Origin of the sequence: uncultured Maribacter sp., assembly GCF_947500985.1 — a bacterium.
Classification (GTDB): Bacteria; Bacteroidota; Bacteroidia; order Flavobacteriales; family Flavobacteriaceae; genus Maribacter.
Genome location: NZ_CANMTX010000001.1, coordinates 223,673 through 238,873 on the forward strand (window position 1 = coordinate 223,673; position 15,201 = coordinate 238,873).

Genomic DNA, 15,201 nt, shown 5'->3' on the forward strand with positions numbered 1-15,201 from the left:
GTCTATTTTTCAATTTTCATATCTGGCTGATTGACGGCATTGAATACAAAAATATCGTTACGAGAATAATGCCCAATGACATCAAAATCTAACTTTGCATGTACTATTTCATCTAAATCTATTTCTGCAATTAAAGCTCCTGCTTCATCAAATAATGGTCCTGCAATAACTTTACCCAATGGAGAAACAATAACACTGCCGCCACGACAAAGATTTTCTGGTTCATTTTCTACCAAATGCTGATATTTTTCTGGATACATAGATTTGGTATAATACTGATTGCAACCCAATACAAAGCATCTGCCTTCTAAAGCAATATGTTTCATGGTGGATGTCCATTCATCTCTTGAGTCCGCTGTTGGTGCGATATAGATTTCTACACCTTGTTTGTACATCGACATTCTCGCTAGTGGCATATAATTTTCCCAACAAATGAGTCCGCCCAGTTTACCTATTTTGGTATCAAAACTCACCAAGGATTTCCCATCATCTTCACTCCAAATTATACGTTCGCTACCTGTGGGTTTTATTTTTCGGTGAACGCCTAAAAATCCGTCAGTAGGGGAGATGTACAGCATAGAACAATATAGGCTTCCATTGTTGGACTGTTTTTCGGTGATACCAATAACCAAATAAACTTTCTCTGTTTTAGCAATTTTCACTAGTCTTTGCAGCTCTTGACCTTCTAGGTCTAGACTATTTTTATGATATTCTGAATAGAGTTTTCTGCCTTCATCTGTTCTACTGCCAACTACTGCGCCAAAGGAAAACCCTCTTGGATAACCAGGAATAAAGGATTCTGGAAATACAATTAATTCGCAACCTTGCTTGGCATGGGTTTTTACAAGGTTTTCTATTTTATCGATGGTTTTTTCTATGTCAAAAAAAACGGGACTATCTTGAATAAGGCAGACTTTTACTTTCATGTATAGGTTATATATTCATAGTAAGTTAATAATTATAGATAACGTTAGAAGTTTAATTATATCACTTCATTCTTCAGCTCTAATTTATTTACAAATGATTTAATATTCTCTAAGGTAATAGTAGTTATTTGATCCATAGCTTCCTTTGTAAAATATGCTTGATGAGAGGTAATAAGTACATTAGGGAAACTTAACAGTCTTAACAACATATCATCCTCAATAATAACCTCAGAATGGTCTTCGAAGAAAAGATTTTCTTCCTGCTCATAAACATCAATACCTAAATACCCAATTTTCTTATTCTTGAGTCCCTCAATGGCGTCTTCGGTTTTTATCAAGGCACCACGGCTGGTATTAATAATCATTACTCCGTCTTTCATTGATGCTATAGAGGCTTTGTTAACAATATGTTTGGTATGCTTGTTCAGCGGGCAATGAAGTGATAAAATATCCGACTGTTCAAGTACCTTTTCTAATGACATATATTCTACATCTAGCGCTACTAAATTCTCGTTTTCAGCTATATCATAAGCTATTAGTTTACAACCGAATCCTTTCATAATTTTACAGAATGTTTCCCCAATTTTTCCTGTACCAATAACGCCAATAGTTTTGTTATTTAAATTGAAACCCATAAGGTTTTTAAGCGAAAAATTACCTTCTCGTACACGGTTGTAAGCCTTATGTGTTTTACGATTGAGCGTTAGAATTAACGCTAAGGCATGTTCGGCAACCGCTTCTGGAGAATATGCAGGAACTCTAACCACTTTTATATTCTTTTTTTTTGCAGCATCTAAGTCTACATTATTATAACCGGCACAACGTAACGCAATTAGTTGAATTCCATTTTTGGATAGTATTTTTATAGTATTATCATCTACAATATCATTTACAAAAACGCAGACCGCATCACAATCAGCAGCTAATTTGGCAGTATTAGGATTTAAGGCTGTTTCATAAAAAGAAAAAGAATAGTTATACTCCTTATTGTATTTTTCAAAATATTCTTGATCGTAAGTTTTGGTACTAAAAACAGCTATTCTCATTATTGGTTATTTAAGGATGAAATATAATTTGAAGATAAATATAACCTTGTAAAGAACATATTCAATTTTAAATAATGTGTTAAATATAATAACCACAAAATGCCTTTTTTAAAGGCATTTTGTGGTTTAATAAGACGATATGTAATTTATTTTAAAAGTGCAATTACCTCGGTATTACCTTGCATCTGTGCGTGTTTTAATGCTGTGTTACCTCTATTATCTATTATAGATGCATCTGCTTTGTTTTTAAGCAGGTAATCAGCTATTTCAGTATGACCAAAAGTACTTGCATAAATAAGTGCTGTAGCATCATTGTAGTTTTGTAGGTTTACTTCTGACCCATGATCAATAAGCATTTTAGCGATTTCAAAATTTCCTTTAAAACAAACCCCCATTAAAGCTGTATTACCCGATGCATCTTGTGCATTTACGTTACTCCCTTTTTCTAATAAGTATGCGACAACCTCTTTTTGATTATTATAAGCTGAAAGAATTAAAGGGGTAAATCCTTTATTGTCAACCGCGTTTATAGCATCTTTATTTAAGTCATATATTTTTTCAAGAGAATCGATATCTCCACTACGTGATACTTCAAAAATATCTTGAGCGCTACTTGTAATTGTACTGATCATAATTAATAGTATTAGTATATTTTTCATAATTTTTAAATATTAAAGAAGGGATGCTACTAAGCATCCCCTTAGTTAATTGTTACTTATATTCTAGTGCATAAAATCTTTTTGAGAAAAGCCTAGTTCTTTTGCTATTCTCATACCAAAATCGCTATCTGCTTGATAGAAATAACCTATCATTTTCATTTGAATGTTTCTATCTGTAACCTGACCTAAATCACCCTTCAAATTTTTAATTAAATTGTCCTGCTCATGTTTTGATAATGATCTGTAGAAATCACCTGCTTGTGCAAAATCATTAGTCTTTGTGATTTTCTTTTGAGTAATGGTCACATTTGATAAGGTAGTTTCTGACTGTTTATATTTAGGGTTTTCTTTTAATGTAGCCTTAGAACTTGGCTGATAATTAACATCGGGATTTTCAAATCGTTTATTACCGGCACTGTTCCAACTATCAGAATTATAATTCTTTGGATCTTCTAATGGTTTGTTTATCTCCAATTGCAAGAAATTAGGACCTAAACGATGTCTTTGTGTATCAAAATAAGAGAATAATCTACCTTGTAATAACTTGTCTTCTGATGGTTCTACACCCGGAATCAATGCACCAGGAGAAAAGGCTATACTTTCTACTTGTTCAAAATAATTTATAGGGTTCTGATTTAAAGTCATAGTACCAATCTTTATTTTCTCAATCTTATCCTCTGGCCAATCTTTGGTAGCATCTAAAGGCCAAAAATCAAAAGAATGTAAATCTTCTGGTTTAATCAATTGAACATAAAGGTCCCATTGCGGAAAATTCTTATCATCAATATCTTTTCTTAAGCTTACCGTAGCATGTTGCCAATCTTTACCTTGTTGCGCTGCAGCTTCTTCTACGTTAAAGTTTTTTTCACCCTGTTTAGATACCCAAGCATATTTTACATAGGTTACTTTTCCTTCACTATTGATCCATTTATAACCATGAACACTACTACCGTTCATAAATTGATATCCTTTAGGAATACCTAAATCAGTATATAACCTAGTAAGCATATGTGTAGCTTCGGGTACATGTGAAAAGAAATCGAAAAATCTGTTAGGATCTTGCTTGTTGGTTTCTGGAGATGGTTTTAAGGAATGTACCATGTCAGGAAATTTGATAGCATCTCTAATAAAGAAAATTGGTAAATTGTTACCTACAATATCATAGTTTCCTTGTTCGGTGTAGAATTTAACAGCAAAACCACGTGGGTCTCTTGCTGTTTCTGGAGATCCTTTGCCATGTATAACTGTAGAAAAACGTGCTGCTAATTCTGTCTTTTTACCTACATTGGAAAAAGGAACTGCTTTAGTGAAAGCTGACATATTTTTTGTCGCTTCAAAATATCCTGAAGCTCCCGCACCTCTTGGATGAACTACTCTTTCTGGAATTCTTTCCCTATCAAAAGCAGCTAATTTTTCAACTAAATAGATGTCTTCTAATAAAACCGGACCGTATTCGCCTACAGTTTTTGAGTTTTGATTATCACCAACAGGTACACCACCATTAGTGGTAATAGTTTCGTTGGTTTGGGAAAAACCCATTATACCAATTGAAAGCACGATAAGTGATGCTAATTTCTTTTTCATTTTATATAGATTTAATTTATAAGGTTGCTGCAAAATTCAATTACATACCCGTATCAATCAAATTAATACTCTATATACTTGTATTGGTAAAATTAATATGTACCATAAATGACCATACAACAATTAGAATATGTAATTGCCTTAGATACTTATAGACACTTTGTTACGGCTGCAGAAAAGTGTTTTGTAACACAACCTACAATTACCATTCAAGTAAAAAAATTAGAGGATGAAATAGGATTTTTAATATTTGACAAAAGTAAATCGCCTTTTAAACCATCTGATTTAGGGGAAGTTTTTATTTTAAAAGCCAAAGTAATTCTACATGAAGTAAAGGAATTGAAAAATATGGTAAATGTAGAACTTGACAATCTAGAAGGGGAATACAGAATGGCCGTTATACCTACAATTTCATCTTATTTGATTCCTTTGATTTCAGGCAGTTTCTCCAAGAAATACCCCAATACCATTTTGAAAATTCAGGAAATGGAGAGCGATCAAATTATTATGGCATTGCAAAAAAAGGAAATAGACTTAGGTATTCTGGTGACACCATTAAATGAACCTTTTATTCGAGAAATAAAATTATATAACGAACCATTCATTTTCTACGGGCAAGAAGATAGTTTTGAAAAGGAGAAGAATTCTATAAGTGCTGCCGAGATAGAAAAACTTGATAATATTTGGCTTTTAGAAAATGGACATTGCTTTAGAAAACAAGTACTGAATATTTGCGGGAATACCGATAATAATAAGAATATTCAATTTCAAAGTGGATCTATTGAAGCCCTTAAAAGAATGGTAGATAATTATGGTGGATACACTCTGGTGCCAGAAATGGCCATAAACAATACTGACAAAGGCAGTATACTTCATTTTAACGAACCTAAGCCTATACGCGAAGTTAGTTTGGTAACCCACCACACATTTTCTAAAGATGTTTTAATTGATGCCTTACGTTTAGAAATATTAGATAAAACTCCAAAAGAATTTGAGAAAAATGAGCGATTTATTAAAATTAATTGGAGGTAGTTCTTTATTGTTATTTAACCTGGTTCCTTTGAAGCATTTGGTTTTTTAAGATGAGACAAAGATGGTCTATAAGTTTGTTAATCCATAACGTAACAATTGATATACAGCAAAATATAAATCCTATCTGACTACATAGGGTTGTGGTATGCATTTTAAGTATTCGTGTGAATAACTCATTAACACTAAAGACACCATATCTTTAGTGTGGTCAGGACCTTGAAACGATATGTTAGGTATTTCTTTCAAACTAAAGAATGAATATCTTTAATAGCTTATAGGTATTTCAACCCTATCCATGTCCCAAGCGATATACATTAATGCAATACCATTCTCCGAATCTTCAAACTGTATGGTAAATTCTTCTACTGGTTTATTTTTATGTAATACATGTGCATCTACTCTTAAAATATCATTATTCTCATCATAACTATAATGACCCCATTGGTCAACATCTTTATTAAAAATTATTGTCCAAATATCTTTTGTGGGTATTGCGTACATAGTATACGTACCTTTTCTAAGTAATTTTCCATCTATTTTCACATCTTTATAGACCTTGATTTCTGTGGCTTCATTGGCACCTAACCGCCATATTTCATTGTATTTGACCATACCGTCAAAAACCACACGACCGTTTTTTTGAGGTCTACTATAATCTATCCTAAGAATGGGAGAATCTGGAAGGTTTCTTTCTGGAGCAAATTTTATGTCGTGGGCAAAATGATCTGGTAAATACACTCTATCTAACGGACTTTTATCTAATCCTCTAAAATCTTGCGAAAAACAGATGGAAGTGAAGAGACTAAAACATGCACAAATTAAGGTGATTTTTTTCATGTGAATTATATTTATGTAGTTAGTTAGCTTTTAAATTTAATAATTATTAATACTTTAAGTGCACAATAACTCATGTTAATAGAAAGATTTATAGCATCATTCCACCAGTTGCTTCTATACGCTGACCATTGATCCAACCGCCATCTTCGGTACATAAAAAAGCTACAATACCTCCAATATCTTCTGGCTCACCAACTCGCCCAAGTGCCGTGTTACTGCTAATTTTTTTACGTCTTTCCTCATCGTCCTTATTTGCACCACCACCAAAGTCTGTTCCTACAGCACCAGGAGCTACTACATTTGCACGTATTTTTTTATCATTTAACTCCTTTGCCAAAAATCGTGTAAATACATCAATACCACCTTTCATACTTGCATAAGCAGAGGATCCAGGTATAGTTACTCTTACCAAGCCAGATGAAATATTAATGATTCCGCTACCATCATTCAATTGTTCAACAGCATGCTGAGTTAAAAAATAAACACCTTTTAAATGAATATTCATCATCTCATCAAAATCTGCTTCGGTAGTTTCTAAAAATGGTTTGTAAATTCCCGTTCCGGCATTATTTATCAAATAATCAAATTTAGCAGCGCGGTAATTTTCATTCAAATACATGGTGATCCTCTTGAAGAAACTTGAAAAACTAGAAGTATCACTTGTATCTAATTGAAATGCTACAGCTTTTTGACCTAATTTTTCAATTTGCTTGACAACTTCTTCAGCGGCATCTTTTTTTGAGTGGTAGGTCAAAATAACATCCAATCCCTTTTCGGCAATCTTTAACGCTATATTCTTTCCTATTCCGCGGCTACCACCGGTTACCAATGCTATTTTCGTTCTTGACATAATTCTAGTTCTTTAATTTTTTTTGTGTTGTTTTTGCTACTAACTAAAGTATTAAAATCAATTCTTTTATAAAGTATAAGTAAAGTTATTTATATATTAAAAGATGATGCTTTTATGTTGTAGAATCACGTTTAAACAGCTCTATTAGGTCAAATAATAATGCGCAGAAGACTACCCAAATGAATCCGGCAATGAAGCCGCCTGCTATATCCGAAGGAAAATGGACTCCCAAATAAACCCTACTTATTCCAATGCTTATAATAATTGTTATTAACGTGATGATCAATACATATTTTATTACTTTCTGAATATTGAACTTGGTGACCAGAAAAATTAGAAATCCGTAGAATGCCATCGCGCTCATTGCATGACCGCTAGGATAACTCAACGTCTCTACAGAAACCAAATGTTCAATTCCGGGTCGTGCACGGTCAATAAATCTTTTTAATACCATATTAGAAATGGTAGCCAAAGCTAATATCAATGTTGCCTGTACCACGTATTTCCACCGTTTAAAGACTAGAAGCGAGATTAAGAGAAAAACCACTAGTACTATTAAATATCCGTACACATCACCAACATTGGTCATAAATTTAAAGTACGAGGTTAAACCGGGTGTACGATAAGAAATTACATAATCTGTAATTGCAGTGTCATAAGTGGCAAGTGTTTCTGTCTTTAAGGTTTCTGTCAATTCTACAAATAAATTAATTCCGCCAACAACGATGACCAAAGCAATAATTACAGTAATTACGTAGGGTAATGTTGTGTTGTATTGGTTTAATTTATTCGCTAAAAATTCACGAAGCGATTTTATAAAAGTAAAAAGGGTTTGTTTCATGAAATGTTCTATTGTTTGTGCCGTAAACATAGTAGTAATTGGACACATCTACTGTTTCAAAGAAATCGATAACTAACTCGATTGAGTTAATTACTATATGATAGGTTCTTTAACATCATCTTCAAATTTGGACAGGTATACTTTGAACCCTTATCTTTATACGATAATAGAATTGTTAGAAATTATGAAATTACCCAACTGGAAAACGGCTATAGAATTTGATGATATTACGTATAAAAAATGTGACGGCGTAGCGCGTATTGCATTTAACCGTCCTAATGTGCGAAATGCTTTTAGACCACATACTACAAGTGAGTTAATCAAAGCTTTTTACGATGCTCAAGAAGACACTTCTATTGGAGTAGTTTTGCTTTCTGCGGAAGGACCTTCTACAAAAGATGGAATATGGTCTTTTTGTTCTGGTGGTGATCAAAAGGCTAGGGGAGAAAAGGGGTATGTTGGTCAAGATGGTCAACACCGTTTGAATATACTTGAAGTGCAACGTATGATTCGTTTTATGCCGAAAGTAGTCATCTGCGTAGTACCGGGATGGGCTGTTGGTGGCGGACATAGTCTGCATGTGGTCTGCGATATGACTTTAGCTAGTAAAGAACATGCTATTTTTAAACAAACCGATGCTGATGTAACCAGCTTTGACGGTGGATATGGATCTGCTTATTTAGCAAAAATGGTGGGGCAGAAAAAAGCACGTGAAATATTCTTTTTAGGCAGAAACTATTCTGCACAGGATGCTTTTGATATGGGTATGGTAAATGCCGTAATACCTCATGATGAGTTAGAGGACACTGCTTTTCAATGGGCACAAGAAGTTTTAGAGAAATCTCCTATATCAATAAAAATGCTAAAGTTCTCTATGAACCTAACTGATGACGGAATGGTAGGTCAGCAAGTATTTGCAGGTGAAGCAACCAGACTAGCATACATGACAGAAGAAGCTAAAGAAGGTAGAAATGCATTTCTAGAAAAGCGTAAACCTAATTTTGGAAAGGATAATTGGCTACCGTAGGTTCGTTATTCGTTGATGGTTGTCCGTTGATGGTTGTCCGTTGATGGTTGTCCGTTGATGGTGACCTTAAAAAAGTTCATTTTTTATTTAGAAAAAATGAACTTTTTTAGTCTTTGGAAACTGGAAACTGGAAACTGGAAACTGGAAACTGGAAACACCCTAAACTAAAAAGAGTCCGATCAGTGAAGATCAGACTCTTTTACGAGAACACTATATGAAAATGAAAAATTTTAATTCGTTTTTAATAACACTGTAAATGTATATATCATTTAGAGTTCTTTGAAACTATTGTTGCCACACAAGAGAATATTGTTGTGAATTGCTTAAAAAATGTGGTATTGCATTTAAAAGGTTAAAGTTTTGCCCTTTTTATCGAATAGAAGCTATTATTTCTTTCAACAATGTGTTGAATTGCTCGTCGGTCTGTTCTTTTAGTCCGGTTCTGACTACCACAAGATCTTTAGACGGTATAATAAAAATGCGTTGTCCTTGAAATCCGTTTACCGAATATAAGTCACGAGGAATGTCTTCATATTTTCCTTCGGCATTCAACCAAAAGTGTGCACCGTAGGTTCCATTAGAATTGATTGTAGGTTTGGCTACATAGTCTGACCAAGATTCTGAAAAGATGCGATTTCCATTCCAATCTCCCTTATTCAAGTATAACAATCCGAATTTAGCCCAATCTCTGGTAGTTGCCCATCCGTATGAAGACAAAATATAGTTACCAGATAAATCGGTCTCTAAGAGCATAGAGTTCATTCCAATTTTATCAATCAGTTCTTTATAGGGAAAATCTAAATATTCTTGATGTGTAGCAAACTGCTCTCTTAGAATACCAGAAAGTAAGTTAGTAGTGCCAGAAGAATAGTTCCACACTTCTGTTGGTTCGGCGACCACTTTTTTATACCGCTGCGCCAAAGTCATATCACTATCTAAAAAAAGCATCTTTGTTACATCAGATATTTTAAAATAGTTCTCGTCCCATTCCAATCCGCTTTGCATACGTAATAGGTGATTAAGGGTAATATCGGGCTTGTGGTTCTTCATGCTCATTTCCTTTGCAAATGGCTTAAATTCCATATCGATTTCATCTTGATACTCCAAAATACCATAAAGGGTAGCCAATATACTTTTGGTCATTGACCATCCAAGAATTTTTGTGTCTTTAGAAAATCCGCGAATGTAACGCTCTCCAATAATTTGATTTTTATGAACAATTAAAAGAGATCTTGTTTTTTGTTCTGGATCCTTAAAAGCATTTTCAAAGGCTACTTCTAATTTATCATAGGCTACATTTTCTAATATAGTATCGATTACACCGTTATTTCCATAGGGGAAAGACAGTGAATCTTGCACTTGAAATCTATTGGGGACAATGTCGAAATTATGTTTAGAAAACTCTTTGTTAGTTAGTACAGCTCCTAGTCCTTCTTTATACACCGCTGTTCTTGGCATTAGCCCGTATACCTTGGCAGTGGCAGATTTATCGTCTGCCGAAACTTCACAATCTGCCAATTTAATTAAAGGCATATTATTATCGTTTAGAGTAATGTAATCAACACCTCTGTCAGCAATAAAAACACTAGAAGCCATGTTTTTAGAAGCATAGCCAGAAATTAGATTTAGTTTTGGGTAGTTGAAATATGCAGCGGCAATAATACCAACTAAGACAATGCCTAAAAGTAGTTTTGTTTTCTTCATTCTTATTGTGTTATTATAAAATTAAAATGTGTTGAAATTCTATGTTGATATATACCGCTTATATTACCCGAATTACTTCAATTTCTCCCATGTTTTATCTGATGTAAGCTTAAAACTGCCAACATAATTAAAGTTACATTCTTGAGGTAAAATCAATGATAGAAATATGCTTTCATCTTTTGCTTTATATAAATGGTATTCTTTACCTACAATGGGCTCAAAACTGAATTTAGCACTGTATACAAGATTGTTGTATTCAAAATTATCCATCAGTTTCTTATACGATGCTTGTAGTGCTTCATATTCTGCCTTAAACTGATTATTAGCACTTACAATATGCGTATTCTTCCAAGAGGTTACGTCTGGCGGAGTAATTTTTGGTGCTGATACTCCGGTTGCAAAAGGGGATAGTTTTCCGTGATACTCTTGGGTATCTTCATTGAAAACTACATTATCTGGTTTTTTGTCTTTTTTCATAGCAGTACAAATTTAAAGAAAAGCCTGCATTTATCGCTTGCAAGATTATAGGGGTATAGGTATCTTCCATTCTTTAATTCCAAATTTAATAACGCTATCTAATTCTAATGGATTTTAAATCTTGCTTTTACTGCATTTTATTGTGTTTGTTTTTTTCGTGTAATACAGAAAAGCCTTCTAGAGAAGTTGTTCTTTACAATAGCTATTGCGCTAACTGCCATGTGGCTCCAGATATTCAATCTTTGCCTAAAAATATTTGGCAAGATTATGTTTTACCAGAAATGGGAGCTAGAATGGGTATTATTACTCCAGAAAAACATCCCTACTACAAATTACCATTTCATGAACAGATTGCTGTAATAAAAACAGGTGTATATCCTTCAAAACCATTGATACCATTAGAGAACTGGGATTTATTACAAAAGTATATTATTCAGCTTGCACCAGATAGTTTAAATAATGACAATGCCATTACAGAAAGTACACCGCTATCTCAATTTAACCCCTTACCAATTAGTCTTGATAGTATAGGAGGCAGCTTAATTACGTATATAAAAATAGAAGACGATTCAAAAAATATAATTACAGGTACTCGTAACGGACAGTTAAACGAGTTTAACCTTAATACAAAAACCTCTAAATTATTAGGAGATTTTAATTCTGCCATTATTGATGCTAGAATACTGAAGGATAGTATTTATGTAACAAATATGGGGAAGATGGACCCTAATGAAATTCCTAGAGGGCAATCTGTATTAAGGCATGGTAACGCTACCGCTGTTCTTCAAGATTCATTACACAGACCTGTACATACCATCTATTCTGATTTGAACAATGACGGAAATGAAGAAATTGTCATTAGTGAGTTTGGAGACCTAAAAGGCAAACTGACCTTACTACAAAAAGATAGTTTCGGTTTTTATAAAGAAAGAACGCTTTTAGATTTACCAGGTGCATTAAGGGTAATACCTAAGGATATGAATAAAGATGGCAAAGATGATTTAGTGGTCATGTTGTCGCAAGGTGATGAGGCTATTTACATTTTATATCAAGAAGATAACTTAGAATTTACAACAGAGAAAGTAATACGTTTTAGTCCGGTTTACGGTTCAAGTTGGTTTGAATTAGTAGATTATAATGGTGACGGATATGATGATATCATTACCGTAAACGGTGATAATGCCGATAAGTCCTTTGTAAACAAACCTTACCACGGTATGCGTATTCATATAAACGACGGCGAAAATAATTTTACAGAAACCTATTTTCATCCTTTAAATGGCGCAACACGATTAATAGCAAACGATTTTGATCAAGATGGTGATTTAGATTTTGCTCTTTTAGCTACTTTTCCTGATTATAAGAACCATCCTGAATATAATTTCGTGTATTTAGAGAATATAAACAGTGAACAATACGAATTTAAGCAGCAGTACTTTAACGATATAAAAATGGGGAGGTGGTTCTTAATGGATGCTGCCGATATTGATGCTGATGGTGATGAAGATATCGTTTTAAGTTCACTTACTTTTTCTTTTACGCCTGTACCAGAATATTTAGAAAAAGCTTGGAAAGAAAGTAAGACGGATCTTTTAATTTTAGAAAATAAGCTACATTAGTAGGTATGATAAAAAGATCATCTATTATAATAATCTTGATAATAGCTTTAAGCTGTTCAGAGAAACCTATGGATGATAAGTATAATTGGGTTCCTATTAATGTTACCGCAACTGCATATAACTCCCTGCCATATCAAACGTCTTATGAACACCCTGCTATTACTGCATGGGGAGATTCTATTAAACCTGGTCAAAAATGGATTGCTGTTTCTAGAGATTTATTAAAGAAAGGATTAAGCTATAATACCATGGTGAAGATAGATACCTTTGATGGTATATTTTTGGTAAAAGATAAAATGCATTCTCGTTGGCGCAACCGTATTGATATTTACATGGGAGAAGATGTAAAGAAAGCCAAGGAATGGGGTAGACGTAAAATTACCATATCATACGCTGTTCCTAAGGATAGCTTAGAAATTATTGAAGAATGAAACATCATATTATTTACCTTTTATTCATTTGTATTTTAACTGCTTGTTCTTCCTCCAAAACTATTGTGGAGCATCCCATTACGTTTAATGAGGAGCGTAAAATATTGACCTTAGAATATCTACAAAATAGATATGGTTTGGAGCAAGATTCTCCGGAAATTGAACCTAAAATGATTGTTTTACATTGGACGGTCATTCCCACTTTCGAAAAATCATTTGAAGCCTTTGACCCGGTAACCTTACCTAATTGGAGACCAGATATTAAAAATGTAAGCGGCTTAAATGTATCTTCTCAATTTATGGTAGATAGAGATGGTACTATATATCAGTTGCTACCAGAAACTACCATGGCGCGCCATGTCATTGGTCTCAACCATTGTGCCATTGGAGTGGAGAATGTTGGTGGTACTGAAGAGCTACCTTTGACAAAAGCACAGTTGAATTCTAATATTTGGCTGGTAAAGTATTTGAAAGATAAGTATGATATCGATTATTTAATCGGGCATTATGAATACACCCTTTTTGAAAATCACCCACTTTGGTTAGAAATAGATGAAGGTTATAGAACTGTGAAAACCGATCCGGGAACCGAGTTCATGGGTAAGGTCAGGAATGCGGTTAAGAAATTAAATTTTAAAGAGTTACCAAAAACAAAATAGCAATATAATAGAAGAACTATAAATGAAAAAATTATTACTCTCCATACTAAGCTTATGCACATTATCTGCAATTGGGCAATCAGATAATATTACCACTCAGTTGTACGACACTTATGAGAATTACAAAGAAGGTTCTATTGGTAAACGACGTATTAAAAGAACAGATATTCAACCGCTTATTGATAACCTTTCTGCTAATAGCAAGTTTAAAGTACATACGGTCGGTAAATCTATTGGTGGCAAAGATTTAAGCTTGATAAGCATTGGCAAAGGTGAAACCGATGTTTTTCTTTGGTCTCAAATGCATGGCGATGAACCAACGGCTACACAAGCCATTTTTGATATTCTTAATTTCTTTGATAGTCCTGATTTTAAAAAAGAAAAAGAAGCTATTCTTGCCAATTTAACGGTACATTTTTTACCAATGCTGAATCCTGATGGAGCCGAACTTTACCAACGTAGAAATTTGTTAGGGATAGATATTAATAGGGATGCGCTGCGTTTACAGTCCCCAGAATCTCAAACCTTGAAAAGAGTTAGAGATAGTCTTGATGCTGATTTCGGATTCAATCTTCATGATCAAAGCACGTATTATAATGCTGAACGCACAGAAAAGCCAGCTACAATTTCATATTTAGCTCCTGCTTATAATTATGAGAAAGATATTAATGAAACTCGTGGTAATGCCATGAAGATTATTGTTTTTATGAATGATATTCTTCAAAAATATGCTCCCGGGCAAGTAGGTAGATATAATGATGATTTTGAGCCAAGAGCTTTTGGAGATAATATTCAAAAATGGGGGACGAGTACTATTCTAATTGAATCTGGCGGATTTCACGAGGATGTTGAAAAGCAAGAAATCAGAAAACTGAATTACACCTCTATTTTATCTGCCATTTATACTATCGCTCAAAAGTCTTATGAAGCTATTGATTTTGATGAATACGAGAAAATACCGGAGAACGATAGAAAGCTTTTCGATTTAAAAATTGTTGGCGCTAGCTATGAACTTATGGGTAATACCTATAAAATAGATATCGGTATGAATCAGATTGAGGTAGATTACCCCGATCACAACTCCTTCTGGTATAGTAGTAGAATTTTAGACCAAGGAGATCTTTCAACATATTATGGCTATGAAACGTTAGATGCTACTGGTTATACAATCAAACAAGCAAAAGTGTACCCGAAGACTTTAAATAACTTTAGTGATGTACAAGGATTAAATTATACTGATGTATTAAAACAAGGATATGGTTATTTACGTTTATCATCATTCCCTGCTAAAAATATTAACTCACCTTATCCTGTTCATTTAATTGGAGAAAAATATACAGTTCCAGAATTGAATTTAATGCCGGGAATTAACCCGACTTTCTTTTTAGAAAAAGACGGAGTTATAGCATATGCGGTAATTAACGGATTCTTAGTAGACCTTAATAAACCTCACATTCAAGTACCAAACGCAATGATCTTTAGGTAACGAATTTAATTTTTAAGCATAAA

The 15,201-nt window shown here is 33.7% G+C and carries 16 protein-coding genes; 7 read left to right on the forward strand and 9 right to left on the reverse strand.

Going from position 1 to position 15,201, the window contains the following annotated elements; genetic code table 11:
• Nucleotides 1-2 precede the first annotated feature (2 nt).
• From Q0871_RS00965 to Q0871_RS00980, 4 genes are all read right to left on the reverse strand, one after another.
• A complete protein-coding gene (locus Q0871_RS00965; RefSeq protein WP_299317091.1) occupies nucleotides 3-926 on the reverse strand; it encodes a carbon-nitrogen hydrolase family protein in 924 nt (307 codons plus the stop codon).
• A 56-nt stretch (nucleotides 927-982) separates the two neighbouring features.
• Nucleotides 983-1,972 carry a 2-hydroxyacid dehydrogenase gene (locus Q0871_RS00970; protein ID WP_299317092.1) on the reverse strand — a complete coding sequence of 330 codons (990 nt, stop codon included), beginning with the start codon at nucleotides 1,970-1,972 and terminating at the stop codon, nucleotides 983-985.
• Between the two features lie 146 nt (nucleotides 1,973-2,118).
• Entirely contained in the window at nucleotides 2,119-2,631 is a 513-nt protein-coding gene (locus Q0871_RS00975) for an ankyrin repeat domain-containing protein (RefSeq protein ID WP_299317093.1), read from the reverse strand.
• A gap of 63 nt (nucleotides 2,632-2,694) precedes the next feature.
• Nucleotides 2,695-4,215, reverse strand: a complete 1,521-nt coding sequence (locus Q0871_RS00980; RefSeq protein WP_299317094.1) for a catalase — start codon at nucleotides 4,213-4,215, stop codon at nucleotides 2,695-2,697.
• Between the two features lie 108 nt (nucleotides 4,216-4,323).
• Here Q0871_RS00980 and Q0871_RS00985 point away from each other — a divergent pair, with 108 nt between their 5' ends.
• The gene (locus tag Q0871_RS00985) at nucleotides 4,324-5,247 is read left to right on the forward strand and encodes a hydrogen peroxide-inducible genes activator (protein ID WP_299317095.1); all 924 of its coding nucleotides are present in this window, start codon (nucleotides 4,324-4,326) and stop codon (nucleotides 5,245-5,247) included.
• Nucleotides 5,248-5,511: 264 nt separating this feature from the next.
• Here Q0871_RS00985 and Q0871_RS00990 read toward each other — a convergent pair whose 3' ends face one another.
• From Q0871_RS00990 to Q0871_RS18700, 3 genes are all read right to left on the reverse strand, one after another.
• Entirely contained in the window at nucleotides 5,512-6,084 is a 573-nt protein-coding gene (locus Q0871_RS00990; RefSeq protein WP_299317096.1) for a DUF2911 domain-containing protein, read from the reverse strand.
• A gap of 88 nt (nucleotides 6,085-6,172) precedes the next feature.
• Complete coding sequence (locus Q0871_RS00995; RefSeq protein WP_299317097.1) at nucleotides 6,173-6,934, reverse strand: SDR family oxidoreductase; 762 nt, start codon at nucleotides 6,932-6,934, stop codon at nucleotides 6,173-6,175.
• A 112-nt stretch (nucleotides 6,935-7,046) separates the two neighbouring features.
• On the reverse strand, nucleotides 7,047-7,433 hold the full coding sequence (locus Q0871_RS18700) for a phosphatase PAP2 family protein (protein ID WP_367275108.1): 387 nt from the start codon (nucleotides 7,431-7,433) through the stop codon (nucleotides 7,047-7,049).
• Between Q0871_RS18700 and Q0871_RS18705 the strand changes: the two genes are divergently transcribed.
• Both Q0871_RS18705 and Q0871_RS01005 read left to right on the forward strand, forming a co-directional pair.
• Nucleotides 7,396-7,560: a hypothetical protein gene (locus Q0871_RS18705; protein WP_367275109.1), complete on the forward strand. Its 165-nt coding sequence runs from the start codon at nucleotides 7,396-7,398 to the stop codon at nucleotides 7,558-7,560. The two genes, Q0871_RS18700 and Q0871_RS18705, sit on opposite strands and share 38 nt — an antisense overlap.
• A gap of 399 nt (nucleotides 7,561-7,959) precedes the next feature.
• Nucleotides 7,960-8,802 (forward strand): 1,4-dihydroxy-2-naphthoyl-CoA synthase, encoded by an 843-nt coding sequence (locus Q0871_RS01005; RefSeq protein WP_299317099.1) that lies wholly within the window; start codon nucleotides 7,960-7,962, stop codon nucleotides 8,800-8,802.
• A 369-nt stretch (nucleotides 8,803-9,171) separates the two neighbouring features.
• Here the strand turns inward: Q0871_RS01005 and Q0871_RS01010 are convergent, their stop codons facing one another.
• Both Q0871_RS01010 and Q0871_RS01015 read right to left on the reverse strand, forming a co-directional pair.
• Nucleotides 9,172-10,506 carry a serine hydrolase gene (locus Q0871_RS01010; protein ID WP_299317100.1) on the reverse strand — a complete coding sequence of 445 codons (1,335 nt, stop codon included), beginning with the start codon at nucleotides 10,504-10,506 and terminating at the stop codon, nucleotides 9,172-9,174.
• A gap of 72 nt (nucleotides 10,507-10,578) precedes the next feature.
• Complete coding sequence (locus Q0871_RS01015; protein ID WP_299317101.1) at nucleotides 10,579-10,983, reverse strand: DUF2452 domain-containing protein; 405 nt, start codon at nucleotides 10,981-10,983, stop codon at nucleotides 10,579-10,581.
• A gap of 146 nt (nucleotides 10,984-11,129) precedes the next feature.
• Between Q0871_RS01015 and Q0871_RS01020 the strand changes: the two genes are divergently transcribed.
• From Q0871_RS01020 to Q0871_RS01035, 4 genes are read left to right on the forward strand one after another with little or no spacing between them, the layout of a single operon-like run.
• Entirely contained in the window at nucleotides 11,130-12,602 is a 1,473-nt protein-coding gene (locus Q0871_RS01020) for a VCBS repeat-containing protein (protein WP_299317102.1), read from the forward strand.
• A 5-nt stretch (nucleotides 12,603-12,607) separates the two neighbouring features.
• A complete protein-coding gene (locus Q0871_RS01025) occupies nucleotides 12,608-13,033 on the forward strand; it encodes a hypothetical protein (RefSeq protein ID WP_299317103.1) in 426 nt (141 codons plus the stop codon).
• Nucleotides 13,030-13,692 (forward strand): N-acetylmuramoyl-L-alanine amidase, encoded by a 663-nt coding sequence (locus tag Q0871_RS01030; protein ID WP_299317104.1) that lies wholly within the window; start codon nucleotides 13,030-13,032, stop codon nucleotides 13,690-13,692. Before Q0871_RS01025 ends, Q0871_RS01030 begins: the two co-directional genes overlap by 4 nt.
• Nucleotides 13,693-13,714: 22 nt before the next feature.
• Entirely contained in the window at nucleotides 13,715-15,178 is a 1,464-nt protein-coding gene (locus Q0871_RS01035; protein WP_299317105.1) for a M14 metallopeptidase family protein, read from the forward strand.
• The last annotated feature ends 23 nt before the right edge of the window (nucleotides 15,179-15,201 follow it).

Excerpts from the sequence above, each read along its gene's own strand:
- Q0871_RS00975 (WP_299317093.1), bottom strand. The coding sequence starts at position 2,631 with ATGAAAAATATACTAATACTATTAATTATGATCAGTACAATTACAAGT.
- Q0871_RS00990 (WP_299317096.1), bottom strand. The coding sequence starts at position 6,084 with ATGAAAAAAATCACCTTAATTTGTGCATGTTTTAGTCTCTTCACTTCC.
- Q0871_RS01015 (WP_299317101.1), bottom strand. The coding sequence starts at position 10,983 with ATGAAAAAAGACAAAAAACCAGATAATGTAGTTTTCAATGAAGATACC.
- Q0871_RS01005 (WP_299317099.1), top strand. The coding sequence starts at position 7,960 with ATGAAATTACCCAACTGGAAAACGGCTATAGAATTTGATGATATTACG.
- Q0871_RS00980 (WP_299317094.1), bottom strand. The coding sequence starts at position 4,215 with ATGAAAAAGAAATTAGCATCACTTATCGTGCTTTCAATTGGTATAATG.
- Q0871_RS00970 (WP_299317092.1), bottom strand. The coding sequence starts at position 1,972 with ATGAGAATAGCTGTTTTTAGTACCAAAACTTACGATCAAGAATATTTT.
- Q0871_RS01030 (WP_299317104.1), top strand. The coding sequence starts at position 13,030 with ATGAAACATCATATTATTTACCTTTTATTCATTTGTATTTTAACTGCT.
- Q0871_RS18705 (WP_367275109.1), top strand. The coding sequence starts at position 7,396 with ATGGTAGCCAAAGCTAATATCAATGTTGCCTGTACCACGTATTTCCAC.
- Q0871_RS00965 (WP_299317091.1), bottom strand. The coding sequence starts at position 926 with ATGAAAGTAAAAGTCTGCCTTATTCAAGATAGTCCCGTTTTTTTTGAC.
- Q0871_RS00985 (WP_299317095.1), top strand. The coding sequence starts at position 4,324 with ATGACCATACAACAATTAGAATATGTAATTGCCTTAGATACTTATAGA.
- Q0871_RS00995 (WP_299317097.1), bottom strand. The coding sequence starts at position 6,934 with ATGTCAAGAACGAAAATAGCATTGGTAACCGGTGGTAGCCGCGGAATA.
- Q0871_RS01010 (WP_299317100.1), bottom strand. The coding sequence starts at position 10,506 with ATGAAGAAAACAAAACTACTTTTAGGCATTGTCTTAGTTGGTATTATT.
- Q0871_RS01025 (WP_299317103.1), top strand. The coding sequence starts at position 12,608 with ATGATAAAAAGATCATCTATTATAATAATCTTGATAATAGCTTTAAGC.
- Q0871_RS01035 (WP_299317105.1), top strand. The coding sequence starts at position 13,715 with ATGAAAAAATTATTACTCTCCATACTAAGCTTATGCACATTATCTGCA.